The sequence below is a fragment of the Sulfitobacter noctilucicola genome (assembly GCF_000622385.1).
Taxonomy (GTDB): domain Bacteria; phylum Pseudomonadota; class Alphaproteobacteria; order Rhodobacterales; family Rhodobacteraceae; genus Sulfitobacter; species Sulfitobacter noctilucicola.
Genome location: NZ_JASD01000008.1, coordinates 2,126,837 through 2,151,979, shown reverse-complemented (window position 1 = coordinate 2,151,979; position 25,143 = coordinate 2,126,837). Strand labels below are relative to the sequence as shown.

25 protein-coding genes and 1 other RNA gene are annotated in these 25,143 nt (G+C 58.0%); 5 read left to right on the top strand and 21 right to left on the bottom strand.

Translation table 11 applies throughout. The features are described 5' to 3' along the window. Positions 1–49: 49 nt before the first annotated feature. Positions 50–204: non-coding RNA, 6S RNA (gene ssrS / locus Z946_RS21430), on the top strand. Between the two features lie 65 nt (positions 205–269). Here ssrS and Z946_RS0114165 read toward each other — a convergent pair. The 5 genes from Z946_RS0114165 to Z946_RS0114145 all read right to left on the bottom strand — a co-directional run bounded on the left by Z946_RS0114165 (position 270) and on the right by Z946_RS0114145 (position 2,897). Next, the gene (locus Z946_RS0114165; RefSeq protein ID WP_025056387.1) at positions 270–593 is read right to left on the bottom strand and encodes a hypothetical protein; all 324 of its coding nucleotides are present in this window, start codon (positions 591–593) and stop codon (positions 270–272) included. A gap of 55 nt (positions 594–648) precedes the next feature. Continuing rightward, positions 649–1,122 carry a transcription antitermination factor NusB gene (nusB, locus tag Z946_RS0114160; RefSeq protein ID WP_025056386.1) on the bottom strand — a complete coding sequence of 158 codons (474 nt, stop codon included), beginning with the start codon at positions 1,120–1,122 and terminating at the stop codon, positions 649–651. Between the two features lie 10 nt (positions 1,123–1,132). After that, the gene (locus Z946_RS0114155) at positions 1,133–1,684 is read right to left on the bottom strand and encodes a 6,7-dimethyl-8-ribityllumazine synthase (protein WP_025056385.1); all 552 of its coding nucleotides are present in this window, start codon (positions 1,682–1,684) and stop codon (positions 1,133–1,135) included. Positions 1,685–1,746: 62 nt separating this feature from the next. Beyond that, entirely contained in the window at positions 1,747–2,313 is a 567-nt protein-coding gene (locus tag Z946_RS0114150; RefSeq protein WP_025056384.1) for a hypothetical protein, read from the bottom strand. Beyond that, complete coding sequence (locus tag Z946_RS0114145) at positions 2,310–2,897, bottom strand: riboflavin synthase (protein WP_025056383.1); 588 nt, start codon at positions 2,895–2,897, stop codon at positions 2,310–2,312. The genes Z946_RS0114150 and Z946_RS0114145 overlap by 4 nt, the downstream gene beginning before the upstream one ends. Positions 2,898–3,026: 129 nt before the next feature. Between Z946_RS0114145 and Z946_RS0114140 the strand changes: the two genes are divergently transcribed. From Z946_RS0114140 to Z946_RS0114130, 3 genes are all read left to right on the top strand, one after another. After that, a complete protein-coding gene (locus tag Z946_RS0114140) occupies positions 3,027–4,319 on the top strand; it encodes a capsule biosynthesis protein (protein ID WP_025056382.1) in 1,293 nt (430 codons plus the stop codon). A gap of 116 nt (positions 4,320–4,435) precedes the next feature. Further along, positions 4,436–5,569: a polysaccharide biosynthesis/export family protein gene (locus Z946_RS0114135; protein WP_025056381.1), complete on the top strand. Its 1,134-nt coding sequence runs from the start codon at positions 4,436–4,438 to the stop codon at positions 5,567–5,569. Between the two features lie 5 nt (positions 5,570–5,574). Beyond that, a complete protein-coding gene (locus Z946_RS0114130) occupies positions 5,575–7,614 on the top strand; it encodes a capsular polysaccharide biosynthesis protein (RefSeq protein ID WP_025056380.1) in 2,040 nt (679 codons plus the stop codon). Positions 7,615–7,647: 33 nt separating this feature from the next. Here the strand turns inward: Z946_RS0114130 and ribD are convergent, their stop codons facing one another. Together ribD and nrdR are read right to left on the bottom strand one after the other, a co-directional pair. Continuing rightward, positions 7,648–8,718, bottom strand: a complete 1,071-nt coding sequence (ribD, locus tag Z946_RS0114125; RefSeq protein ID WP_037969770.1) for a bifunctional diaminohydroxyphosphoribosylaminopyrimidine deaminase/5-amino-6-(5-phosphoribosylamino)uracil reductase RibD — start codon at positions 8,716–8,718, stop codon at positions 7,648–7,650. A gap of 14 nt (positions 8,719–8,732) precedes the next feature. Beyond that, entirely contained in the window at positions 8,733–9,200 is a 468-nt protein-coding gene (gene nrdR / locus Z946_RS0114120; protein ID WP_025056378.1) for a transcriptional regulator NrdR, read from the bottom strand. Between the two features lie 186 nt (positions 9,201–9,386). On the opposite strand from nrdR, the gene Z946_RS0114115 reads away from it, so the two are divergent. Then, positions 9,387–10,058, top strand: a complete 672-nt coding sequence (locus Z946_RS0114115) for an SDR family oxidoreductase (RefSeq protein ID WP_025056377.1) — start codon at positions 9,387–9,389, stop codon at positions 10,056–10,058. A 12-nt stretch (positions 10,059–10,070) separates the two neighbouring features. On the opposite strand, the gene Z946_RS0114110 is transcribed toward Z946_RS0114115, so the two are convergent. The 14 genes from Z946_RS0114110 to Z946_RS0114045 form a co-directional block, all read right to left on the bottom strand. Further along, positions 10,071–10,487: a secondary thiamine-phosphate synthase enzyme YjbQ gene (locus Z946_RS0114110; protein ID WP_025056376.1), complete on the bottom strand. Its 417-nt coding sequence runs from the start codon at positions 10,485–10,487 to the stop codon at positions 10,071–10,073. Between the two features lie 82 nt (positions 10,488–10,569). After that, positions 10,570–11,010, bottom strand: coding sequence for a hypothetical protein (locus Z946_RS0114105; protein ID WP_241461337.1), 441 nt, complete (start codon positions 11,008–11,010; stop codon positions 10,570–10,572). A 150-nt stretch (positions 11,011–11,160) separates the two neighbouring features. After that, positions 11,161–13,152 (bottom strand): RNA polymerase sigma factor RpoD, encoded by a 1,992-nt coding sequence (rpoD, locus tag Z946_RS0114100; RefSeq protein WP_025056374.1) that lies wholly within the window; start codon positions 13,150–13,152, stop codon positions 11,161–11,163. Between the two features lie 123 nt (positions 13,153–13,275). Further along, positions 13,276–15,249 carry a DNA primase gene (gene dnaG / locus Z946_RS0114095; protein WP_025056373.1) on the bottom strand — a complete coding sequence of 658 codons (1,974 nt, stop codon included), beginning with the start codon at positions 15,247–15,249 and terminating at the stop codon, positions 13,276–13,278. A 127-nt stretch (positions 15,250–15,376) separates the two neighbouring features. Then, positions 15,377–16,321, bottom strand: coding sequence for a glutathione S-transferase family protein (locus Z946_RS0114090; protein ID WP_025056372.1), 945 nt, complete (start codon positions 16,319–16,321; stop codon positions 15,377–15,379). A gap of 73 nt (positions 16,322–16,394) precedes the next feature. After that, positions 16,395–17,117, bottom strand: a complete 723-nt coding sequence (locus tag Z946_RS0114085; RefSeq protein ID WP_025056371.1) for an HAD family hydrolase — start codon at positions 17,115–17,117, stop codon at positions 16,395–16,397. 39 nt (positions 17,118–17,156) lie between these two features. Continuing rightward, positions 17,157–17,519, bottom strand: a complete 363-nt coding sequence (locus Z946_RS0114080) for a tautomerase family protein (protein ID WP_025056370.1) — start codon at positions 17,517–17,519, stop codon at positions 17,157–17,159. Between the two features lie 203 nt (positions 17,520–17,722). Beyond that, entirely contained in the window at positions 17,723–18,031 is a 309-nt protein-coding gene (locus Z946_RS0114075; RefSeq protein WP_025056369.1) for a hypothetical protein, read from the bottom strand. Between the two features lie 38 nt (positions 18,032–18,069). Next, positions 18,070–18,612, bottom strand: a complete 543-nt coding sequence (locus Z946_RS0114070) for a sarcosine oxidase subunit gamma (protein WP_025056368.1) — start codon at positions 18,610–18,612, stop codon at positions 18,070–18,072. Further along, positions 18,605–21,541, bottom strand: a complete 2,937-nt coding sequence (locus tag Z946_RS0114065; protein ID WP_025056367.1) for a sarcosine oxidase subunit alpha family protein — start codon at positions 21,539–21,541, stop codon at positions 18,605–18,607. Before Z946_RS0114065 ends, Z946_RS0114070 begins: the two co-directional genes overlap by 8 nt. After that, positions 21,538–21,819 carry a sarcosine oxidase subunit delta gene (locus Z946_RS0114060; RefSeq protein ID WP_025056366.1) on the bottom strand — a complete coding sequence of 94 codons (282 nt, stop codon included), beginning with the start codon at positions 21,817–21,819 and terminating at the stop codon, positions 21,538–21,540. The genes Z946_RS0114065 and Z946_RS0114060 overlap by 4 nt, the downstream gene beginning before the upstream one ends. Positions 21,820–21,895: 76 nt before the next feature. Beyond that, positions 21,896–23,149, bottom strand: a complete 1,254-nt coding sequence (locus Z946_RS0114055) for a sarcosine oxidase subunit beta family protein (RefSeq protein WP_025056365.1) — start codon at positions 23,147–23,149, stop codon at positions 21,896–21,898. A gap of 110 nt (positions 23,150–23,259) precedes the next feature. After that, positions 23,260–24,012 (bottom strand): isocitrate lyase/PEP mutase family protein, encoded by a 753-nt coding sequence (locus Z946_RS0114050; protein ID WP_025056364.1) that lies wholly within the window; start codon positions 24,010–24,012, stop codon positions 23,260–23,262. A 2-nt stretch (positions 24,013–24,014) separates the two neighbouring features. Next, a complete protein-coding gene (locus Z946_RS0114045) occupies positions 24,015–25,079 on the bottom strand; it encodes a bifunctional transcriptional activator/DNA repair enzyme AdaA (protein ID WP_025056363.1) in 1,065 nt (354 codons plus the stop codon). Between the last annotated feature and the right edge of the window lie 64 nt (positions 25,080–25,143).

The following is a 25,143-nucleotide window of genomic DNA, read 5'->3' as shown; positions in this document are numbered from 1 at the left end:
GGCCCGCCCCTTGCAGGACCGCTACCGCCGGCCTACCTATGAGCGGTGACGGGTACTGCCCTGTTCGTGAGACGTTACATTCCAGTGGCCTTAAGCAAATCCTAGGGAGCTGGCTCTGTTCGAGCCCTGGTTCGTTTATCTGGCGCCCACCTGTATATACAGGTCCCCGGGAATAAAAAACCGACCGGCAATGGTGGTCCCGTCACACCCTCCAACATTGCACTGCGGCAAGCGCGAAGGCTTTTGCGACCCTCAGGGGCAAATCGGCTTTATCGCGGCGGCGTTGTCGCTTCTTGCGGCACCGGTATCAGGCCATCCGCCAAGACCTGCTGGGGCGTGTTGCCACGCGGGCCATTGCTGTCGTCTGACCGGTCTTCTGCCATTAGCATCACAGCCACAGCAGTCTGAACGCCGCCGAACACCAGACCGTTCAAGGCCCAGAACACGACCAGCGCCATGATTGCGATGTCGGAAGTGCTGATCAGGTGCCAGAGATTTGCCACGTTGAAGTACAAAAGTAGCCCGACAAATACGCCGGCGACCAGAAATCCGATCAGAGCATGTTTGATATAGAACTTGAACACGTCAGGCATGGTACGTCCCCCTTGCAAGATCAACCTAGCACCGCCCGAGGATGGATCAAATGCGCTAGAATGCCTCGGGGCGGGCCTCTCTGGCCATATGATCAAGGACAGCATTCACGAATGACGGTTCTTTGCCATCGGGAAAGAATGCGCCTGCCACGTCAACGTATTCAACGATCACCACTTTCGGAGGGGTTTGCGTATCGCGCAACTCTGCTCCGGCCGCACGAAAAAGGGCGCGGATCGTCGGGTCGATGCGGGCAATCGGCCATTTCGCAACCAGCGCGCGGTCGGTCAGCTGGTCAATCGGGGCCTGATAATTCACAGCCGTCTCCAGAATGTCGCTGAACAACGCGATATCACCGTCCTGAAATTCGTCGCCGTCATATGTCGCGCCAAAACGGTGCTCCAGAAACTCCGAACGCACTTTTTCAACCGTCTGGGACGAATGTTCCATCTGAAAAAGGGCCTGCACCGCATAGAGCCGTGCTGCCGATTTCATCTTGCGCTTTTGATTGCCTGACAGGCCCGTGCTCATCGCTTGAAACTCATGCTGTTGTCTTTCCGTCCGCGTCACCCGCCATCAGCGTATCCTGCCCAAGTGGCTTGAACCCGATACCTTTGCCGGTTTGCGACCCCTTACGGGCCAGCGCAATCAGATGCAAGGCCGCCGCTGCTGCCCCTCCGCCTTTGTTCTGACCTTCGGGGGCGGCACGCACGTCAGCCTGTTCTTTGTTCTCGACGGTCAGAATTCCATTGCCGATACACAAGCCCTGAAGCCCCAGCAGTTGCAGGGCACGGCTGCTGTCGTTGCACACCGTCTCATAGTGGGTCGTCTCTCCGCGGATCACACAGCCGAGAGCGACATAACCATCATAGTTATTCTGGCGGTCGCTGATCCCTATGGCAGTCGGGATTTCCAGCGCACCGGGCATCTCGACCACATCATATCCCGCACCCGCAGCTTCGAGTTCTGCTTTTGCACCGGTCAAAAGCCCGTCGGCAATGTCACTGTAGTAAGGTGACACAACAATCAGCACCTTCACAGGTCTATCAAATGTGGGTCTGGGCAGAACCGTGTGCTCTTGGGAAGATGCCATGTCATGTCCTTTGTTTATTAGGTAGTTCGGCGGTCAGGTAGGTTGGGGCTTTGCACCACTCTTTAAGGAAAATAGCGCGCCGCTTCGATATATCCTGCGGCCTGCGCCGCCGGGGCCCAGTCACGCTCAAGGCCGGTGTCACCGATCACCAGCACCTGATCGCGGGCAAGGCGCTGATCGCTGATGATACCGCCCAGATGCGCACGCATGGCGCTCCAGCTGTCCGTGAACTTTGGCGCGACGCCAACGTGGTCAAGTACAGGGTTTGTCTGCTGGACAATCTCGGCGCGAATGGGCGCGTGCACCAACGCAAGCTTGCGCGCACCACTGACGGCTTCGATGGCATCGCTGCGGTCAAGCGGCATCTGAGGGGCCTCGGCACGCACCACGCGCAGCGCGTTGGATGAAAAAAGCAATCCCATGATATCGCGCCCCGTGGCTTTACGCACTGCCGCATAGGTCGGATAGTCGAGCCCCAACTGCCGCGCACGCGCTACGTGCATCTTTACCACCATCAGCGGCACCGCTTTCGGCATCGCCGCATCCCGCGCCTTTTGCCACTGAAAGCTGCGCCATTTCTGGCCGCGCTCCATCGTAGGGCCCTGATTGTGCCCGATACCGGCCCTCATGACATTTCCGCCAGCCGGGCGACGTAGCGTGCGAGCGTGTCGATCTCCAGATTGATCCTGTCTCCGACTTTCACATCACCCCAGGTCGTGACCTCTTTCGTGTGCGGAATGAAGTTGATGCCGAAATCGCAATCGTCGACCTCGTTCACCGTAAGGGATGTACCGTTCAAAGCAACCGACCCTTTTGGCGCGATAAACCTTGCAAGTTCCTTGGGCGCGCGCAGGGTCACCCGCGTGCTGTCGCCCTCTTCTGTCATGGCGACGACTTCGGCCACACCGTCCACATGGCCCGATACGATATGGCCGCCCAGCTCGTCCCCGACTTTCAAGGCGCGTTCCAGATTGACGCGGCGGCCCACGGCCCAGTCGCTCAGGCTTGTCTTGCTGACAGTTTCTGCGCTGATCTGCACCTCGTACCAGTCCGGCCCCAGATCAACGACTGTCAGGCATACACCATCGCTGGCGATAGAAGCTCCCATGTCAATGGACGTGGTGTCATAGCCTGTCGTGATCCTCGCGCGCAAATCGCCTTGCTGCTCCAGCGCGGCAAGGATGCCTATATCGGTAATAATCCCCGTGAACATGGCCAGCCTTTCATTTACATACCTTGGTGACGTATCGCCCGTGACCGGTCCTGACAAGAGGGACACATGTCACATTTTGGCCTGTTTTATGTGCAAGCTAAGGGTAACTGCGCGACCAGAGGGAGCGACATGAACACCACGACGCCCGACAAACGGGTATTTCTGTTCCTGCAAGGGCCGCACGGACCCTTCTTTCACCGGCTGGGCAAAATGCTGCGGCTGGCCGGAGCAGATGTGTGGCGTGTCGGTTTCAATGCGGGCGACCGCGCCTTCTGGTTTCATCCTAGCAGTTATCTGCCCTATCGGGGCACTGCGGCTGATTGGACAGATACGTTCAAGGCGCTGATTGCCGAGAAACAGGTGACCGACATCGTCCTTTACGGGGATACACGCCCGATCCACGCAGATGCCGTCGCCGAGGCCAAGCGGCGTGGCATCATGGTACATGTGTTTGAGGAAGGTTACATGCGCCCCTACTGGGTGACATACGAGCGTGGCGGCTCCAACGGCAATTCGCGGTTGATGGACATGACCATCCCGCAAATGCAAACGGCTCTCGCGCAATCGGATATGGAAGCACCGCTGCCACCCGGACACTGGGGCGACATGCGCCAGCACATCTTCTACGGTGCTCTCTATCATTGGTTCGTCATGTTCCGAAACGGTGACTATCGCAATTTCAAGCCGCACCGCAGTCTGCCCGTCACCAAAGAATTCGCGCTTTATATCAAGCGGCTTTTGCTCATGCCTTTGCTCGCAGCGGATCGTTTGATTGCCACGCTTCGCATCCGGTTGGGCGGCTTCCCCTATCATCTGGCGCTGCTACAGCTTGAGCACGACAGCTCTTTCCAGATGCATTCCCCCTTCGCTACGATGTCCGACTTTCTTGAGCTGGTGATCAAGGGTTTCGCCGAAGGCGCACCGCGCCACCACCATCTCGTTGTCAAAGCCCATCCGCTAGAAGATGGCCGCGTGCCAGTGCGCCGCGATCTGAAACGTCTGGCCCGCAGCCTTGGTGTCGCGGACCGTGTCCACTATGTCCGTGGCGGCAAGCTGGCGCAGCTTCTTAATGATGCCCGCAGTGCTGTAACGGTAAATTCTACTGCCGGTCAGCAGGTGCTTTGGCGCGGTATCCCGCTCAAGGTCTTTGGCCGCGCAGTCTATGCACAGCCCGAGTTTGTGTCTGACCAGTCGCTGCCGGAATTTTTTGCAGGCGCTGCGCGTCCTGACAACAAAGCGTATAAAGACTATCGTCGCTATCTGCTTGAAACATCACAGATTCCTGGCGGCTTTTACTCGTCACGCGGACGCCGGCAGTTGCTGCGACAGGTCGTTGATATGATGCTGTCGCCTGAAGACCCATATGATGCCCTGCAATCGGGCACCGCGGCCCCACGGCAACAGTTGCGCGTTGTCACCTGACCTAAGCGCCTCAACGTACTGGATTTTCAAACCATCCTGCGCTAGCGTGGCCGCAATTACGCCGGAAAACCGGCGAATACTTGAGGCAGAGTTGAATAGGTCGAGGAGACCGGGCAGTGAAATCCGTAACTTTTCGGTGGGCACGTCCCATCGCAGTCATCGCCGCGCTTGGCGTGGTATCGTCATGTGGTTTGCCGCATGTTGGCCCGAACAAGCGTCAGATTTATGCGGGATCCGTACAGAAAGAAGGCGACGCCTTTGTTGTTGCGGTGAATGACCGTGTGACCCGTGCCACCGCAGTTGTTCCTGCGCTCGGCTTCTCAGATGCTTTCAAGAACGCCGCACAGCTTGGTTCGGACACCATCCGCGCAGGCGATGTTCTGGGCATCACCGTTTACGAGAACGTAGATGATCCGCTGCTGGGCGTTGAAGGTGCCCCCGCCACCGCCCTTGAAGAAGTACAGGTCGACGGCGCGGGCTTTATCTTTATTCCTTATGCTGGCCGCATCAAAGCCGCAGGCAACACGCCTGACGCAATCCGCCGCATCATCACCAACAAATTGGGCGAACAGACCCCCGACCCGCAGGTCGAAGTACGCCGCGCAGCGGGCGACGGCTCCACAGTGTCTCTTATCGGTGCTGTCGGCGGTCAGGGCGTCTATGCGATCGAGCGTCCGACACGGACGCTTGGTACCATGCTGGCGCAGGCTGGCGGTGTGACGATTGTTCCCGAAATCGCACAAGTTACTGTCATACGTGGCACCCAGCGCGGCAAGATCTGGCTTCAGGACTTGTACGATCATCCGCAGCTCGATATCGCCCTGCGCGCCGGAGACCGCATTCTGGTCGAGGAAGACACACGCTCTTTCACCGCATTGGGTGCGACTGGTGGACAGGCTCAGGTGCCATTTGAATCGCAGTCGCTTTCCGCTTTGGAAGGCATCGCGCAGGTCGGTGGCCTGAACGCAGCAACTGCCGACCCCACGGGTGTGTTTGTTTTCCGCAACGAGCCGCAGGAAGTTGCGTCACAGGTTCTTGGCCGCAGTGACCTGCAAGGCGCACAGCGTATGGTGTACGTGCTGGACCTCACCCAACCCAACGGTATGTTCATGGCCCGCGACTTTGTGATCCGTGACGGCGATACGCTTTACGTGACCGAAGCGCCGTTTACCCAGTGGAACAAGGTTATCTCGGCCATCACAGGCACTGCCACCTCGGCATCTGGCCTGACATCGCTTGCAGGCGGCTGATCCTCTTGGCTCTTGGGCCCGAAACATATGATACCCCAGCCGCCGGTCTCGCAAAGGACCGGCGGCTTTTCGTCTATAATGGCGGTTTCCTGACCCAAAAGCGTGTGCGACGCATTCTCCAGCTCTCGGGATACTCATTGCACGTAGGACTGCCCCGCGAAGGTGATGCCGTTGCCATCTGGGGCAACTCACCCACCGCCCACCGTGGTCGCGGCATTGCCGACAAATATTCCGCCCCTCTGGTCCGCATAGAGGACGCGCCGCTTCGCTCCCTATTTCCCGGACGCAGCGGTGAGCCGCCGCTCGGGTTGCTGATCGACGAAAAGGGGGTTCATTTCGATCCTTCCACCGTCTCTAAACTGGAAGAGCTGCTGGCCACGCATCCGTTGGATGATACCGCCCTTCTGAACCGCGCCCGGGGTGCCATCGCCCGCATAACCGAGGCCCATCTAAGTAAATATACAGGCTTTGAGGCTGACACCCCTGCCCCTGATCCCGGCTATGTGCTGGTGATTGACCAGACGCAGGGCGATGCATCTGTCCGCGCGTCCGGCGCGGATCGCGCACGTTTTGTCGAAATGCTGGTCTTTGCGCAGGAAGAACACCCCGGCGCACGCGTTATCATCAAGACACATCCCGAAACCGCTCAAGGTCACCGCGCCGGTTATTTCGGGCCGGAGGATGCGAATGACCGCATCACCCTGATGACCGACCCGATAAGCCCGTGGACGTTGTTTGAAGGGGCTGTTGGCGTCTACACTGTTTCGTCGCAGCTTGGTTTCGAAGCGATCTTTGCAGGTCACAAGCCGCGCATCTTTGGACAACCGTTCTATGCCGGTTGGGGCCTCACCACGGACGAATTTCCGGTCCCCCGTCGCCAGCGCGTTCTGACGCGGCCACAGCTGTTTGCGGGGGCCATGATCTTGTATCCCAAGTGGTACGATCCCTACCGCGACCGGCTGTGCACGCTTGAGGACGCGATTGAGACACTGGCAGCGCAGACCCGTTGCTGGCGCGAAGACCACGCGGGCTGGACCGCATCAGCGATGCGCATGTGGAAGCGTAAACCGTTGCAGCAATTTTTTGGCCAACACAAACCCGTAGTGTTTGAAGACGACCCCGCCCGTGCGCGTGCCACAGGCAAAAGATGGATGGTTTGGGCAGGCAAGGCGCAGGTCGGACACGGCGACGCGGTACGGGTCGAAGACGGTTTCCTTCGGTCGCGTGGCCTAGGCGCAGAACTTGTTCCGCCATTGTCGCTCGTTTGTGATGATCTAGGCATTTACTACGATCCCTCCCGCCCCAGCCGGTTGGAAAGATGGATCGAAGCGCGCGCTGATCTGCGCCCCGACCAACGAATGCGCGCCGCCCGTCTGATAGAGGCGCTGACTGCCAAAGGGTTAAGCAAATACAACCCCGATGTGCCGCCCACCGATCTGGAAAAGCTGCCGAAAGGGCACCGCATCCTTGTACCGGGACAGGTTGAGGACGACGCGTCTATCAGAACCGGCACAGGCAGGGTTACAACAAATCGTGCTTTGCTGGAGACCGTGCGTGCAGCGCGTCCCGATGCCATTATTCTCTACAAGCCCCATCCTGACGTTGAGGCCGGACTGCGCGCGGGTCATGTCGAAACCGACGGACTTGCCGATGTGGTGTTGAACCGCACGGACCCGGCAGCACTGCTGCCGATTGTGCAGGAAGTCTGGACCATGACATCGCTTCTGGGTTTTGAGGCGCTGTTGCGCGGCGTGGCCGTGACGACGGTTGGCGTGCCCTTTTACGCAGGATGGGGGCTGACCACAGACCTTGGGGATGTACCGCCGCGCCGCAGGGCGCAGCTCGATCTGGAGGGGCTGGTACATGCTACGCTCATCGACTACCCACGCTACCACGACCCCAAGACCCGCCTGCCCTGCCCCGTTGAAGTGATTGTTGAGCGGCTTGCCAACGACGACTTACCCCGCCTTGGTACAGGCAATCGGCTTTTGTCGAAACTACAGGGGCTATTTGCCACGCAGTCGCATTTGTGGCGCCGCGGATAGCCCACTCTTCTCCATTAAGAGAAAATGAATGCCCTAGCGACGCGTCCAGATGTGCAAGATATCCTTGCCCATAGCCTGCGTTGATTTCAAATCAAAGGACGGTGCCTGTGCGAGCTTGGACACACCTAACGCTCCGATCCCCGGCAAACCTTCAGCTCCGATGACAAGACCTGCGGTAAAACCAACCAATTCATCCACCTGATCCGCTTCCAGCAAGGACGCCGCCAATGCGCCGCCGCCCTCGCAGAACACACGGGTTAGACCGTAGCTGCCCAACTGGCGCAGGATATCTACCGGATCAAGCTGCGCACCACGCACGGAACACGTCAACATCTCGGCCCCCAGATCGCGCCAAGTGTTGACCAGCGTCGCGTCGGCATCCGTGCCGTGACACAAAACCAGCGGTATCTCTTTGGCCGTGCGGGCAAGCTTACCCATCAAGGGCAGGTCCAGCCTGCGCGAAACCACAACGCGAACCGGCTGGTGGTCAACGCCCATGTCGCGGACGGTCAAGCTAGGATCATCCTTGCGGGCTGTCCCGCCTCCCACCAGAACGGCGTCGTGCCGACTGCGCATGGCATGGACTGCACGACGGGCATCCGGGCCTGTGATCCACTGACTTTCACCGCTGCCCGTGGCGATCCTGCCATCAAAAGAAGTGGCAAGTTTCAGTGTCAGAAATGGTCTGCCTGTCTCGTTGCGAATGAAGAACCCTGCATGATCAGCGCGGGCTTCGGTTTCGCAGACACCGACAGTCACCTCTATCCCCGCTGCACGCAGCATTTCGACCCCTTTGCCGTCAACGCGGGTGTCGCTGTCTGCAACCGCGACGACCACACGTGCAACGCCAGCATCAATCAACGCCTGTGCGCATGGAGGGGTCTTGCCGTGATGGGCACAAGGCTCAAGCGTGACATAGGCCACGGCCCCGCGCGCCGCCTCGCCTGCCTGCGCCAAAGCCTCCGTTTCAGCGTGAGGCCTGCCGCCATCTTGAGTCCAGCCACGGCCCAGAATGCGCCCATTGCCAACGATCACGCAGCCAACCGCAGGGTTGGGCCAAACCCGCCCCTGCCCTCGCCGACCCAGCGACAGGGCCAGCATCATGTAGCGGTCGTCGCTCACTCGTCGCTGGGTTGATCGGGACGCAATTCCTGAACGAACTTATCGAAATCATCCGCCGCCTGAAAATTCTTGTAGACACTTGCAAAGCGCACATAGGCAACCGTGTCGATGCGAGCCAAGGCTTCCATGACAATCTCGCCGATTTGCTTGGACCCTATGTCGGTCTCGCCCATGCTTTCCAACCGGCGCACGATTCCACTAATCATCTGGTCAATCCGCTCCGGATCGATTGGGCGTTTTTGCATGGAAATACGGATGGAACGCTCAAGCTTGTCGCGATCAAAGTCCTCGCGCTTTCCCGATGTTTTGATCACGACCAGATCGCGCAGTTGAACCCGCTCATACGTGGTGAAACGGCCGCCGCATGCGGGGCAAAACCTGCGCCGTCGGATCGATACGTGATCCTCGGCGGGACGAGAGTCTTTCACCTGCGTGTCGATATTTCCGCAAAACGGGCAGCGCATCGGCAGTCCCCCTGTTAATTTCGTGCATCTGTAGTGGGCACACCTGCCCGTTTCCCAAAACTTATAGGGTGTCCGCAGAGTTTTGGGTAGAGGCGAAATGCAGCGCAACATCTAGGGAAATGATCCAAAAGTTGAACCTGAACGCCATCCGCCGCGTTAGGCCGTGAATTCAAATAGGAGTATCCCATGACGAAGACACTTTTCATTACCGGCGCATCAAGCGGCATCGGAGAAGCAACCGCCAAAGCAGCAGCCAAAGCCGGCTGGAACGTCGGCCTTTTTGCACGCAGCACAGACGAGCTAGAGCGGATCGCCAGCGACATTGGTGACAACGCGCTGGTGCTGACCGGCGATGCAACCGACTATGACACGCAGAAAGACGCAATCGCAAAGCTGGTGGATAAATTCGGCGGGCTGGATGCAGTGTTTGCTAATGCTGGCCGTGGGACATCAAAATCAGGCACAGAAGATGGCGACCCTGAAGACTGGAAGGGGATGGTCGATCTTAACATCATGGGTGCGCTCTATACCGCGCATGCGGCCCTGCCACACCTGCGCAAGACCAAAGGACAATATGTTGTCACCGGCTCCCTTGCCGGCCGCAGACATCTGAAGGGGTCCATCTATGGCTCAACCAAGTGGTTCATTCACGGCTTCGCAGGCAATCTGGCGGATGAGATGGCCGAATGGGGCGGACGCTGCATGGTTGTGTCGCCTGGGATGGTCAACACCGCGTTCTTTGATGAGGCAAAACCCGACAAGCTTCAGCCCGACGATGTGGCGAATGCGGTGATGCATGCGCTGGAAGCGCCCGCACACGCATCAATTCGTGAAATCCACCTAATGCCGGTGGGCTAAGGCGAAGCGGGGCTAATCACGACTGAAATGCGCCGCCACCTGACGGGTGTGCGGTGCGTTTCTATGTTCGAACAGGTAAATACCTTGCCACGTGCCTAGCCGCATAGCGCCATTTGCCACGGGAATAGAAAGGCTCACCGGCATCATCGTGGCCTTGATATGAGCGGGCATATCATCGGGGCCTTCATCGCGGTGGCGCAGGTAGTTCAGAGAAGGATCATTTGCAGACGGGACCAGCCGTGCGAAATAGCTTATCAGATCACGCTGCACGTCAGGGTCGGCGTTTTCTTGTATGAGCAGAGAAGCAGACGTGTGCCGTATCATCAAGGTCAGAAGCCCGTCGCCAAGAGGTCTGACCCATTCGGCAACAGGGCGTGTGATCTCGTATAGCGCCTGCCCCTGTGTCCTCTGCTCAAAAATCGTTTGCATGTTTGGGTCCCACCGACAGATATTAATGTCTGACGTTTCTACACCGCCAGACATTAAATGAAAAACCGCCGATGGGCTGGCGTTAGTGGTTCGGTCTTGGGCGGATCAGAACGTCACGGTAAATCAGGTGATCCTTGCAGAACTGGATCGCGTGGTTGACTGTCAGCCCAACGCCGGGTGTGCGCACCGTGACAGACACAGATTGCGTCGGTGCCACACCGAGCGAGCCGGGGTCGGAAGTAAATACTACGCTTTTGCGTCCCTGCGCACTGGCAGACGGACCGCGCGGGGTTTTCACGTAGATGCGTTGCTGGCCCGTTCCACCGTATTGCACACGGGCATAGTCGGCTGCGGCGCACCAGATGCCCCTTGCGCCTTTGCCGCGCTCTTCGATCACATCAAAGTCCGTCGCACTCAACCTGACAACTTTCAGGTCATTGACCGCTTCGAACACCTGCGCTGTTGCTGCGACCGGCATAGACAGCGCGGTCAGCACGGCGATAGATTTCATTATCTTTGGCATGATTTTATTCCTTTGCTGCTTGCTCAAAAGGTAGGTGCGCACTCCCAAAGGTCAAAATCACAACTACGTGCTTCGAATATGGGAGCTGACACAAATGCAAAAACCCGCACAGATATGCGCGGGTTTCTGGATAGTTCACATCACTGCGCGTTACTGGTCGAGGAACGACCGCAACTTGCGGGAACGGCTCGGGTGCTTGAGCTTGCGCAGCGCTTTCGCTTCAATCTGGCGGATACGTTCGCGTGTCACGCTGAACTGCTGCCCCACTTCTTCAAGCGTGTGATCGGTGTTCATGCCGATACCGAAACGCATCCGCAGAACACGTTCCTCACGCGGCGTGAGCGAAGCCAGAACACGTGTTGTCGTTTCCTTGAGGTTTTCCTGAATGGCGCTGTCCAACGGCAGCACGGCATTCTTGTCCTCGATGAAATCGCCCAACTGGCTGTCTTCTTCGTCGCCGATTGGCGTTTCCAGTGAAATCGGTTCCTTGGCGATCTTCATCACCTTGCGGACCTTTTCCAAAGGCATCTGAAGCTTTTCTGCCAATTCTTCCGGCGTCGGCTCGCGGCCGATTTCGTGCAGCATCTGACGACCCGTACGCACCAGCTTGTTGATGGTTTCGATCATATGCACCGGAATACGGATCGTGCGCGCCTGATCGGCAATCGAACGGGTGATGGCCTGACGGATCCACCATGTCGCATAGGTCGAGAACTTGTAGCCGCGGCGGTATTCGAACTTATCGACCGCTTTCATCAGGCCGATGTTACCTTCCTGAATAAGATCAAGGAATTGCAGACCACGGTTGGTGTACTTCTTGGCGATCGAGATCACCAAACGCAGGTTCGCTTCGACCATTTCTTTCTTGGCCTGACGGGCTTCTTTCTCGCCCTTCTGGACCTGCTGCACGATGCGACGGAATTCAGGGATATCCAGACCAACGTACTGGCCAACCTGTGCCATGTCCGCACGCAGCTCTTCGACCTTGTCGGTGGAGCGCTCGATGAACATCTGCCAGCCGCGACCGGACTTTTCGGCCATCCGCTCCATCCAGTTGGGATCAAGCTCGTAGCCACGATAGGCGTCTACAAATTCCTTGCGGTTGATACGCGCCTGATCCGCCAGTTTCACCATCGCAGAGTCAATCTGCATGATGCGTCGGTTGATGCCGTAAAGTTGGTCGATCAGGGCTTCGATACGGTTGTTGTGCAGATGCAGCTCATTCACCAGCAACACAATCTCGGAGCGCAGCTTCTGGTATTTATCTTCCTGCTTTTTGCTGAACGAGTCGTCTTCGTTCAGCGTGGCAGAGATACGGCTGTCCTGCATCTCGCTCAGCATCGCATAGTCGTCGGCAATGATATCCAACGCTTCCAGAACCTGCGGCTTCAGCGCAGCTTCCATCGCGGCGAGCGACATGTTGGCCTGTTCGTCTTCATCATCGTCGTCATCGTCGGTGGAGCTGATCGGATTGCCGTCGGCATCCAGTTCCTGCTTTCCTTCAGTATCTTTCGTCTCTGTCGTGGCGCCGACGGCAGGTACAACCGGTGTTGTCTCCCCGTCTTCGCCCAACTGGTCACCAAAGGTAGCTTCAAGGTCGATGACATCGCGCAGCAGAATGTCCTCGGACAAAAGTTCGTCGCGCCAGATTGTAATCGCCTGGAATGTCAGAGGGCTCTCACATAGCCCCGCGATCATCGTGTTGCGGCCCGCCTCGATGCGCTTGGCAATCGCGATTTCGCCTTCACGGCTCAGCAATTCGACCGATCCCATTTCACGCAGGTACATGCGCACAGGGTCGTCGGTACGGTCCAGCTTTTCGGCCGTGCCGCTGGACAGCGTAACTTCTTTGTTGCTGTCAGTGGTCGTAAGGTCGGTGCCGCCCTTGGCTTCTTCTTCCTCGGCGTCTTCGTCCTCGATGATGTTGATGCCCATTTCGGACAACATCGACATCACGTCTTCGATTTGCTCGGAAGACACCTGATCAGGTGGCAGAACCGTGTTCAGCTGATCGTAGGTGATATAGCCCTTCTCGCGGGCCTCCGAGATCATCTTTTTGACAGCCGCCTGGCTCATGTCCAGCGAGTGACCGCTGTCGCCTTCTTCGCGCTTGCTGTCTTCGTTGGTGTCTTTAGCCGCCATATAAAGTCCCTCCAGCGCGAAAGCGCGAATCAGTTAGGTGATTCGGTTTGTCCGAATCATGCGGGTTTCGGCATGATTCTTAAACCCGATATCCTGTTTTTTCCTAAAGTGCCTGCCAAAAGATCACGAATCAGTCGTGTCGCCTTTGGCCTTGCTGAATTTTATCGTCCCCAGCAGCGTGTCCCATGCGCTGCGTTCGTCCTTGCTGATGCGGGCACCATTGTCGCCAACATGGTACTCCGCCTTGTCTTCCTGACCCGATCGTGTGGCCAGATCCGCAGCACGAGCGGCCTCACTCAATCGCCAGGTTACGCCCTCATCCGCTACGCCGCTCAAATCTTCTACCGCTTCTTCAATTTCGGCATCCAACCCGCGTGCAGCTTCCGATTTGGCCAGTTCTTCGGCGACAGTCAGCCGGGCCATTTCGGTATCGCCGGGATTGCGGATACAAGGTGTGATGGCAACGTGGCGTTGTGACATGAGGTTTTCAAGAGCATCCGGCCCCAGTGCGCTGTAAATCTTTTCGCGCAACACCGCAGCGTCCTGCGCCCCATGGCGCAGCATCAGATCACGCAGAATGCGGTGGTCTGGATCATGGCAGGTCATTCCTTCCAAGCCGCTCTCGAACTCTTCGATAATCTGCGGACAAGACGCAAACGCCGCCAGAATGACAGCCTCGCGCAGATGTTCCGTGGCGCGCAGATCACCCGCGGCGGCGAGGACCGACGTCTTGGCGGCAGGGCTTGCTTTGTAGGGCGGCGTCTTGTCCCACTTTCCCTTGCCTCGCGCGACCGGAGTGCTGCCGCTCTTTTTCGGCCGGAATAACTGCCAGCGCAGATCTTTGATTTCCTGACCGTAATGGCTGCGGATGCTGGGGTCCTTAATCAGCATGATCTTTTCACGCAGCGCTTTGTCCAATGCCGCCTTACGTTCGGGGCTGTCAAACACACGACCTTCGGTTTCGCGCTGCCATAACAGTTGCACCATCGGCAACGCAGCTTCGATCAGCTTTTGAAACGCGCCCTTACCGGCAGATTTGAGCAGATCATCGGGATCCTGTCCTTCGGGCATCATCGCAAAGCGAAGCGATTTGCCTGCCTCCAGTAGGGGCAGCGCCAGATCGATCAGCCGCAATGCTGCCCGTTGTCCGGCTGTATCGCCATCAAGCGTGATTATCGGCTCCGGATCGATGCGCCAGAGCATCTGCAACTGGTTTTCTGTGATCGCCGTTCCCAAAGGTGCAACCGCCGCCTCGAACCCCGCCTGCTGAAGTGCGATGACGTCCATATACCCCTCAGCCACCAAAAGGGTCTGCCCTTTGCCGGCGGCGGTCCGCGCCTCTTTGACGTTGTAAAGACTACGGCCTTTGTCGAATAACTCTGTCTCGGGCGAATTGAGGTATTTGGCGTTGTCGTTCGGGTCCATGGCGCGGCCCCCAAAAGCAATCGCACGCCCCCGCGCATCACGGATCGGAAACATGATGCGTCCGCGAAACGTGTCGTAGGGTTTGCCGCCTTTGGTCGATGGCTTTGCTAGCCCTGCCCCGAGGATCAGCTCATCGCTGATGTTCTTGCCTTTCAGCGCGTCCCACAGTCCCTGCCATGTATCGGGCGCAAAGCCGATTTCCCACCGCTCCAGTGCTGCCTCATTCAGGCCCCGCCGCTCCAGATAGGCACGTGCTTCTTCGGCCGCACCTGTCTTCAGCTGCAATCGGAACCACCGCACGGCAAGTTCCGTCACATCGGCAAGCTCGGTCCGCTTGTCCGCTTTTTCTTGCGCGCGCGGGTCTTGTTTCGGCACAGGCATACCGGCCTCGCGGGCCAAAATCTCGACCGCTTCCATAAACCCTACGTTTTCGGTTTCGCGCACGAACGAGATCGCGTCACCTTTGGCGTGACACCCGAAGCAGTAGTAAAAGCCTTTTCGGTCATCGACGTGGAAACTGGCCGATTTTTCCTGATGAAACGGGCAAGGTGCCCACATGTCACCCTTGCCCTGATTGGACTTGCGCGGGTCCCATATGACCTTGCGCCCGACAACCTGTGACAGGCTGGATCGGGTCCGCAGTTCATCCAAAAATCCGGGTGGTAGGCTCATGGGGTTTTATATTGGGCTAGAGCATGCAGAGTCCAGTGATCCGCCAAATCTTGATCGGTTTCCGGCGCGTGAAGCAGAGGCAAAGTGTTTGCTGCCGCTGCGATGGTTTTACCTGTTTGAGAACATCTTAACTCAAATCGACCCGGTAGCCGGCGCGTGGAAAGTGAACGCAAACGTTTCCGACATCTTCGGCAGTACGATCGATTACAACCGTCTGTGCATCGGCAAAGCGAAGTTTGCCCGCGACAGGTTGTTCTCCGCCATTCACATCAGGGCTGATCGTGACCTCCTGACCGACCTCTAGACCTTGCGGATCATGCGCTGCCACGCCAGCTATGGCGAGGGGTTCAGCTTTCTTTGCCACAGTGATTGCGTCCTCTGCACTCATGTTACTTGAGGTGCCGTGGCCAATAGATTGAATGTTCGCTTCCCAGCGCTCCAGCTCAGCAAACTCTGACAGGAACGACGGACCACCAGCCCAGCGCCCCCGCAAGAACCAGACCACGTGGTAAATCTGTGCATCAATTGCTGCCGGTGCATTGCCTAGCAAGAAGGCGCGACCATCAGCCATCTGCGCATTCAGCCATGTCAGTGGCGCGCGTAGTTGTGAGACCAGATGCGGCAAATCAGCATTCGCTTTTTTAAGCCCCGCAGCCCAGTCTTCCCCCAAATAAAGCCGCCCCCGGTCGGCCGCAAAGTGCTTATCCAGATTATCACCCGCGGCCCCTAATACGTGCCTCACCACCTGATCGAACAAGGTGCCGTCGGTCCATCTGCTCAGGCACCACATAAGGCCCTCGTCCTTGGTCGGGAAAAAGGATGGCAACGGGAAGCGGCGCTCAAGTTCACGGATGATGCATTGGCTGTCGCAGTAAATGTCGGCACCGATCTGCAGCACCGGGGTACGCCTATAGCCGCCGGTCAGAGCCGTCAGCATCGGCTTAGGCGGCAGTCGCGGGATGTCCACGCTGCGCCACGCCAGTCCCTTGATGCCGAACGCGACCCTTACTTTTTCTGCGACGGGCGATTGTGGATAGGCGTGAAAAATGTGTTCGTGTTTTAGATCAGTCACTGGATATACCTCATCAGGTCGTCGCTGGCCCCCCGCTTCATGCTGCTTGGCCAGTCGGGCATTGAAACGCAAATCATGCTGTCACGCCAAGCACTTGCGCCAAAGATGCGAAATCATCGACGACGATATCATGAATTTCGTTCGGCTCGGGGTCCGGCGGGCCATCCTTGCCCCATTCCATAGGACGCCTGACAAATGCAGTTTTGTAGCCGCGGCCTTTGGCGGCATCCAGATCGAAGTTGTGACAGGCGACCATACAAATCTGCGACGGGTCGAGCTGCAGATAATGCGCGACTGTATCATAGGCTTCGGGCAGCACCTTGTACTTGCCAATCGCTTCGCAGGAAAAAACAGCGTCCCATGCCAGGCCATTGCGGCGTGCGGTGTCCATGATGATACGAAAGCTCAGTATCGTGAACGACGCGCAGATATATTTCTCGCGTAGTTTCGGGAGGACCGGTGGAAAGTCCGGCCAGCATTCGAATGCATGTGGTGCGTCATACGCAATGGCGTGACGTTCCTCCTCGGTAAAGGCCTCCAACCCGTGCTCGGCTATCACTTCTTCCAGCGCCATCCGGTGTGCCCCGTCGAAGTTATGCGGCGGCGGTGCGTCTTTTCCCAGATTAACAACCTTGCCGAGCCCCTTGCGCCGAATTTCGTTCGCAAGCGACGGCCAGTCCCGATTTATCCCGTGGTTTGCCCCCGCGTTGCCAAGCGCTTGTGAAAAGCCGGTATGCCAATCCAGAATTGTACCGCCTGTGTCAAAGGTCAGGGCCCGAATGTCGGATAAGCTCATGAAAATCCCCTTGGATGCTGCAAACTTTGGCCAGAAAAATTATGCGTCCGCCGGCACCCAGTCGGGCAAGGGTGTTCCGCCGGTATAGTGGTTTTCCGCAGGGTTTTCGCGAAACAGCACATAAAGATCGACAGGATCCGATCCCAACTCGGTCTTGAGGATAGCAGCAATCGCATCAACCAGTGCTTTCTTGCGCTCAGCTTCGCGGCCGGGTCGCAGATCGACTGTCACAAGCGGTAAGCCATCCCCCAGTTCCGCATAAGCTTCGCGGACCGCGACATAGTCGTATTTGGTTTCCTTGGGAGCAAGTGTATCCAGTACTGCCTGCTTTACGCCGTCGCGTATGCGGCCCTTGATATCTTGCGCCGTTCCTTCGGGGACTTCGATGCGGATGACAGGCATAGTTCTTTCCTTTTGCAATCGGACACGACGCGCCCGTACCGGCACGACAGACCACCCCATTGTGGTTCAATCCAGTCAGGCGCTGCGCTCAGCATATGGATGCTGTAGTCTTGCCCTGATCTTGCAGTATGAAGCAACTTGCAGCCCAGCTGCGCAAGGCAATTGTTTGGAAAGATACAGGAAAGCGCTTCAAGTTCGTCTGGCTATTGCGCCAGACACAACTCTGTCCAGGCTGCGGCCAGATCCTGTTTGCGCACGTCGCGCATTTTCATTTCGTAAACCCATGGGGTCAGCAGAGGAATGGCCGTATTGTAGTTATCCGGCCAGGTCGCCACCGCAAGTACATGCTCTTGAACCTTGCGTTCTCTGACACGGTCAAGGCGGGCCTGCTGAATCGCTTTCACAACTTCTGCCTGATAACCGCACTGCGTCTCTTTTTCAGAGCTCTGCGCCATTAACGGGCCAGCCAATGCCGCCGCGATCACTGTCGCACCTAAAAACAAACGCACCATGTCGAACTCCCGCTTACGATTCGTGTATTTGACCCAGTTTACTTGCGTGTCGCGACTGCTGCCATGGCCTGTTTCATATCGTGTACAAGTGTTGTCGCCATTGAGCGAAACACCATGACGATGAACTCATCGCTTGCCAGTTTGGTAATTGATCCCTGCATGTGCTGCACCTGACTACGCACCGTTGCGCCCACCGGCATCGCGCTGTCACGAAGATCGACTGGTACCAATCGAGCCAGCACATCGGTCGTCCCTTCGCCATTAACAGACACCACTGCCCAAGCATCGGACTGGTCCACAACAGCGCCATGCTTTCTCAGGCTTTCATCAGGTGCCACGCCCGTGAGAAGCACCTCTTTCCGCCCGAACCAGAGACAGCGCACGTCGTCTTTCAAATGGCTTTCCTGCGGCTTTGGCCAAGACAACCCGTGTGCCTTCTTCAATGCCGCTGCCATTTTTGAGAGGTCATCAAAAGCCGACAAAGAGGTGATCGGCCCCAAGTTAACTTCCTCTAGCGTCACATCTCCATAGGTCACCGGCAAAAGGCCCGCGCAGGGTGTTTTTTGTGTCAACTCAACCACGCACACGCTCCCCTTCCGGATCGATAAAGACCGGATCGCAGACTTCGACAAGTGTCTCGATCCCGCGCATCTTGTCGATCATCGCAACCACTTCGCCCTTGCGGGCAGGTCCACGCCGCAGAAAGCCTAATCCAATCATATGCCCCAGATCCGGCGAATACCCGACGGAGGACACATGTCCTTGATACTCTATCCTCACCGCTTCGGTGCCTTGGTCAAACAGGTGCGCGCCACCGGACAGCGTGCCTTCCGGCTCCACCGGCTTTAGCCCCACCAACTGCGGGCGCATCTCGTCAACCAATCCGGGGCGGGCGGCCATAGCTTTGCCAATACAATCCTTCTTGGTCGAAATCATCCGTCCCATTCCGATGTCAAATGCGGTCGCGCGTCCTTCAATCTCCGCATGGGTGATGAAGCCTTTTTCGATACGCAGCACATTCAAAGCTTCCATCCCGTAAAGACCGCCGCCCAGCGCTGTCGCCCGTTCGGTCAGCACTTCGAACAGTGACGCACCGTACCGCGACGGCACAGCGATCTCGTAGGCATGTTCACCCGAGAACGAGATACGGAACAGACGTCCTGCAACACCACCGACGGACACGTCACCGCAGGCCATAAACGGCCAGCTGTCCGCATCAATCGGGGTGACGAGCAATCCGTTCAGCAGCTCTCGTGCCTTTGGTCCGGCAACAGCGAACTGCGCCCACTGCTCGGTGACAGAGGTGAACGTGACCTTCCATTCTGGATGCAAACACTGCGTTACAAACTCCAGATGCCGCATCACGGCACCCGCTGCCGCCGTCGTCGTGGTCATCACAAAGTGCTGCTCGTCCAGACGCGCACAGGTGCCATCATCCATGACATGTCCGTCTTCACGCAGCATCAAACCATAGCGTACGCGCCCGACTTTCAGCGTCGAGAACATATTGGTGTAGACGAAATCCAGCAGCGCCGCCGCATCCGGCCCTTGGATGTCGATCTTGCCCAAGGTCGAGACATCGCAGACACCGACGCTCTGGCGTACATAGGCCACCTCGCGATCACAGCTTTCACGCCATGTCGTCTCGCCGCCTTTCGGGAAATAGCTCGGGCGGTACCAAAGCCCCGCTTCAATCATCGGTGCACCAGCCTCAACCGATTGACGGTGTGACGTCGTGTGCCGTTCAGGAGCAAACCCGTGGCCTTGGCCCCCTGCCCCCATCGCCGCAATGCTGACCGGCACATAGGGCGGACGGAAGGTAGTTGTACCTGTCTCGGGTATGCCACGCCCCGTCGCATCTGCCAGAACAGCCAATGCCGCGACATTTGAGTTCTTGCCCTGATCCGTCGCCATGCCTTGCGTGGTGTACCGCTTCATATGTTCGACGGATTTGAAATTCTCGACGACAGCTTGCCGGATGTCCTTGACCGAAACATCATTCTGGAAATCCAGCCAAGCCCGGCCTTTTCCAGCCACCGCCCAAAGGGGATTCAACGCGTAAGCCTCATCTTCAGCGACCGGAATAGCCACCTCGACAGTCTTTTTGCCCAGCGCCTTCAACGCGTCGTGGGCAGCGGAAACGCCTGCTTCCATACAGCCGTGCGTCGAAAACGTACCCGCACAGGCCCCCGCAACATCCATATGCGGCACGGCACCTTGTGTCGGCACAAAGGCCTGAATGTCCTCACGCCATGTGGGACGCCCATTCATATGGCAAGTCAGGTTCACCGTTGGGTTCCACCCCCCCGACATCGCCAGACAATCCACTTGCAAGGCTTCCTCACCTTCATCGGTGCGCACGGTGATGCTTTCGAGCGCCTTGCGCCCGCCGGAATTGCAGACCTGCCCACCCTTGATCACGCGACCCCCGAAACCCTCGACGACAGCATCCTTGCGGCTGTCGATCAGCGCCGCGACGTGTACGCCCGCCTGCACAAGATCGCGTGCGGTCCGATGCGCATCATTGTTATTGCCGAAGACAGCGACCCGTTTGCCCGGGCTCACGCCCCAACGGTTGACGTACGCCCTGACGGCCCCCGCCGTCATGATCCCCGGCCGGTCATTGTTCTGAAATGCCACAGGCCGCTCAATGGCACCTGCCGCGAGAATGCTGCGCTTGGCTGCAATGCGCCAGAAACACTCAAGTGGTGCGCCCCCGCTCCGACGATCCGTGTGCTGGTTTACCCGCTCCAGCGCACCATACATGCCACCGTCGTAGGCCCCTGTGACCGTGGTGCGCGGCATCAAGCGCACGTTGTCCATCGCCGCGAGTTCAGCCACAACCGACGCCGCCCAAGCGGCCCCCGACTGGTGTCCGACCGCGCCGCTCTCGGCATTCAGTCGCCCGCCCATTAGGCTGTCCTCATCCGCCAAGATCACATCCGCGCCGCCCTTTGCGGCTGTCAGCGCTGCCATCAAACCGGCGGGCCCCGCACCGATCACCAAGAGATCGCAAAATGCAAAGGCCTTTTCGTAGGTATCGCCATTGCTTTTGCCTGACAGACCACCCAGACCTGCGGCCTTGCGGATCACCGGCTCGTAAATGCTCTCCCAGAACCGCTTCGGCCACATGAAGGTTTTGTAGTAGAACCCCGCGCCCAGAAATGGTGCCGCCAGATCGTTCACTGCCATCAGGTCGACATCAAGGCTCGGCCATGCATTCTGCGAGCGCACAACCAATCCGTCATAAATCTCTTGCTGTGTGGCGCGCACGTTGGGCTCTGCATCCGGCCCCTTACCCACGGTCATCAACGCATTAGGCTCCTCACTGCCCGCGCTCAGCACGCCGCGCGGCCGGTGGTATTTAAAGGACCGTCCCATCAGGGTAACCCCATTGGCCAAAAGCGCAGAGGCCACCGTGTCACCTTCAAAACCGTTGAACTTCACACCATCAAACTTGAACTGAACGGGTTTTCCCCCGTTCACGATGCCTTTACCAGCAATCCTCATGACAGAGCTCCCATGGCCTGCTTGGTATCCGCCGCCAAGGCCACCTTCGATATCTCGTGGGTGCGTGTGTCCCGCGTCACCACCAGCCAACTGCCGCAGCCCGCGTCATGATGCCATAACTCCTCCAGAGCGCCTGCCGGATTGTCGCGCAGGTGCAGGTAGTCATCCCAGACGTCGACACCGGTGCCAGGTGCCGGCCGCGCCAACATGCTGGCCGCCCCCTGATAATAGAATTCCCGCCGGTCACGCAGACCACATATCGGACAGTCAATTCTCACACCCAAACTCCCGTCAAATCACCGACGCCCGGCTTCACTTGGCCCATAAACTCGATCCCGCATTCGCTGCTCTCGATTAGTGCAAATTATGCTGCGATCCTGTTGCTTCTTCGTCCATCAACCCCGCACCGATCCGGAACCTGTCCAACCGGTAAGCCGCCGCTGCTGTATGATGTTCTCCCGTGGCCATCAGATGCGCGAATGCATCGCCAGATCCCGGCACAGCCTTGAACCCGCCGTAACACCAGCCGCAGTTGATGAACAAACCTTTGGTCTCTGTCTTGTCAATAATAGGTGAGCCGTCAGGCGTCATATCCATGATCCCGCCCCACGAACGCAGCACCTTGGCCTTCCCGATCATCGGCATCAGGGTCATGCCCGCCTCCATGACATGCTCCATCATCGGCATGTTGCCGCGGGCCGCGTAAGAGGAATAGAAGTCCAGATCGCCGCCAAAGACCAGACCACCCTTGTCCGACTGGCTGATATAGAAGTGACCCATGCCAAAGCTGATTACATGGTCGATTACCGGTTTGAGCCCTTCTGTCACAAAGGCTTGCAAAACATGGCTCTCGATTGGCAACCGCATCCCGGCCATCGCCGCCACCTGAGATGATCGGCCTGCAACGACTACGCCTACCTTCTTCGCACGGATTGCGCCGCGAGTGGTCTGAACCCCTTTGACCACACCGTTTTCAATATCAATGCCAGTAACTTCGCACTGCTGGATCAAGTCAACGCCACGTTGATCCGCCCCCCGTGCGTAACCCCACGCTACCGCGTCATGCCTTGCCGTCCCGCCGCGGCGGTGCAGCAAGCCGCCGTAGATCGGAAACCGCGTGTTCTCAAAATCAAGATAAGGGAGCATCTGACGGACGCTTTGCGCACTCAGCAATTCCGCATCATCGCCTTGCGCCGCCATCATGTTCCCACGCCGCGCAAAGGCATCGCGCTGCCCATCGGAATGGCACAGCATCAAAACGCCGCGCTGGGACATCATCGCGTTGTAATTCAGGTCCTGCTCAAGCCCCTCCCAGAGTTTGAGAGAATGAGAGTAGAATTGCGAATTGCCTTCCATCCCGTAGTTCGCCCGCACGATCGTCGTATTGCGCCCGACATTCCCGCCCCCCAGATATCCCTTTTCCAGCACAGCGATGTTGGTCAGCCCATGCTTCTTGGCAAGGTAATATGCGGTGCTCAGCCCGTGGCCCCCGCCGCCGATAATGATGGCGTCGTATTCAGCCTTGGGTTCGGGATCGCGCCAATGGGGCGTCCAGCCCTTGTTTCCGGTCAACCCTTCGCGCAACACGCGTAATCCTGAAAACCGCATCCTGTGCATCCCCATCTTCGATCGGGTCATCTAGTCAGGCAAAGGATCAAGGTTCAACGGTTTTTCGCAAAACCTCGCGGTAAATCTTCATGGTTTTCCGTGAGCGCCATTCAAACGAGCGCGCCTTCACGCAGTGCTTTCATCGCTGCAATGAAGGGTCCAGGGCCGTGGCTGACCCTTGACACATCCGCTGCGGCAAATGCGGCAACAGAAATATCCGCGCCCATCCGCATCACATTAACCGGCAGTGGTTGTGCCTGAGCGAGCCGTTGTATCAGTGACAGATCAGACAGACCCGGCACAAAAACACCGTCCGCTCCAGCCTTTGCATAAGCCGCCGCGCGTTCCAAAGCCTCTTCCATATGCGCGGCTGGTGGAACACCATCGTCCTGAAAGAAAACATCCGTTCGCGCATTGATGAACAGCGGGACACTTGCGTCATCTGCTGTCTTCCTGATCGCTGCAATGCGTGCGGATTGATCTTCAATAGTATGCAACCCTTCACCACGCACGACCCTATCTTCGAAATTCAGCCCCACAACACCCGTCGCAATCAGCTGTGAAACATTGCGCTCTAAGCCTTGCGGAGTGACAGCATACCCGCCCTCGAAATCAACACTGACAGGCAGAACGGTTGCGCCGACGATCTGGCGAGCGACACGCAGGGCATCATCCAATGGCAATGCCTCGCCGTCCTCAAACCCCAATGCCGCTGCCACCGACCAACTGCCCGTCGCAATCGCTTTGGCGCCCGCCTGCGTCACAGCCTTTGTCGACGCAGCATCCCAAACGTTCCACAATACTAAAGGCGTGCCGCGTTGGTGCAACGCTCTGAATACCTCTGCCTTTTCGCCTTGGTTCATCATCATTCCTTTTTTGCCTGCGCAAATCCCCGCTCGATTTCTAACAAAGCCTGTTTGCGCCAAAGCCCACCACCGTATCCGGTCAACGCCCCATCGGCAGCCAAGACGCGGTGACAAGGGATCGCAATCGCTATCGGATTGGCACCGTTTGCCCGCGCAACAGCTCGGGTGGCGTCAGGCCGCTGCATCATCCGTGCCACCTCCGAATAGGACCGTGTCTGCCCTGCCGGAATGTCCCGCAGCCTGCGCCACACCTCTTGGTGGAACGGCGTTCCCAATGGGGCCAGCCGCGTGCGGATATCCGCGCTGGTCCCTCTCATAAAGGCGTTCATTTCCCGTTCAATCTGATCAATCGGTCCGAACCGCCCGAAACCCAATGACCCCTTGGCATGCGCATAAAGCCGTTTCAGTTCCGCAGGCAGCGCCTTGCGCTCGGCGAACTCCAGCAGGTGCAACGCCTGCGCATCACTCACCGCAATCATCGGTCCAAGCTTTGTGTCGATCCAGTCGGCCCTCAGCAGCGCATCCTTAACAAATTTGCCCGGTGCCACCCCCAACCAACGGGCAAAGGCCGCACGAAATGCTGCAGGACTGTCATAGGAGGCTTCCATCTGCGCGTCGATTACGCGGCCCCCTTCCGGCAAAATCTGCGCGGCCGTGCGCAATCGCGAAAGCCGCGCCATTTCAAGAAAGGTCATGCCGAATTGCCGTTTGAACGACCGCCGCACGGTCGAGGTATCCAGCCCCATCTGCGCGATATCCCGTTCCCGCCACCGGCGTGATGGCTCAGCTTCCAAAACGACCAGCAATCGCGAAATCGTCGGATCACTCTGTGCCGCAGGGGCCAGAGGATGACAGCGTTTGCACGCCCGAAAGCCCGCTTCGATACACAGCCCGACCCGGTCGAAGAACACACAGTTCTCACGCTTGGGCTTGCGGGCAGGACAGGTCAGCCGACAAAACACGCCGGTCGATGTCACACCGACATAGGCGCGCCCCTCGAACCCTGCATCGCGGGCAATGAGGGCAGCATAAAGCGCATCATCATTTGGCAGATCAAACATCATGAACAGATGCCTACCAAAGCGCTGCGGCCCTGTCCGCCTGCAAACGGGCGTCTATTCAGAAAAC